This window comes from Neisseria sp. P0020.S005 (genome assembly GCF_051957055.1).
GTDB classification, from domain to species: domain Bacteria; phylum Pseudomonadota; class Gammaproteobacteria; order Burkholderiales; family Neisseriaceae; genus Neisseria; species Neisseria subflava_A.
The window spans coordinates 1-790 of record NZ_JBQCWV010000024.1 but is presented as its reverse complement, the minus strand read 5'-3'; the positions used below and the strand labels follow the sequence as shown (position 1 = coordinate 790).

The following is a 790-nucleotide window of genomic DNA, read 5'->3' as shown; positions in this document are numbered from 1 at the left end:
GTACAGCACACCTTGGTCCGAATGAAGCATCGTTCCTTTATCAGTCAGACGGGGGGCGGCTTTTTCGAGCATTTCCTTCACCATTTCGCTGTCGGCTCTGCGGCTCATGGCGTAGGCGACGATCTCGCGGTTGAACAAGTCCAAGATTGGCGAGAGGTACAGTTTACCGTCCTTCCCTTTGAGTTCGGTAACGTCGGTCAGCCATTTTTCGTTGGGCTTTTCGGCTTTGAACCGGCGTTTGAGGAGGTGTTCCGATATTTCGCCCATGGCGGGATGGCGGCAGGCTTTTTTCGCCCGTATTTTGGCTTTCAGTCCTAGCTGCTTCATCAACCTCGCTGCTTTTTTGCGGTTCCAATCCAATGATGCGGCAATGCGCCTTTGCCCGTAGCGTCCTTTATGCCGTTCGTAGATTTCGGCGATAAGGGCTTTGTCGGCTGCATCGGGGTCGGGCCGGTCTTGATGGTGGTAGTAAAAGCTGCTTTTGGGCAGGTTTGCGATGTGCGGCAGGTATTTGAGCGGGTGTTGCGCCCTCAGTGTTTGGACGGTTTGGCTTTGTCCTTTGCGGTCCGCTTTTGGCTGAGGGCTTTTAACTCCTTTAGGTAGGCGACCTCTGCGCGCATATAGCACAACTCTTCGATAAGCTCTGCCTGTGTTTTTTCTTGTTCGGGTTTGTCGGCGATGAAGGGGTTTTTGCGGTGTTCGGTCATGGTTTTGGATTGTGGATGTTCGAGTGCGCCGATACCGCCTTCCTGATAGGCGCGTATCCATCGCCGCAGGTGGGTTCGGGAGA

At 54.1% G+C, this 790-nt stretch carries 1 protein-coding gene and 1 pseudogene; both read right to left on the bottom strand.

The window, feature by feature from the left end; translation table 11 throughout:
* Positions 1–627, bottom strand: a 627-nt coding sequence (locus ACTHTU_RS11115) for an IS3 family transposase (protein WP_440362581.1), incomplete at its 3' end; no start/stop codon positions are given.
* A pseudogene (locus ACTHTU_RS11110) lies at positions 531–790 on the bottom strand (helix-turn-helix domain-containing protein); the annotation flags it as partial. The gene ACTHTU_RS11115 and the pseudogene ACTHTU_RS11110, both read right to left, overlap by 97 nt.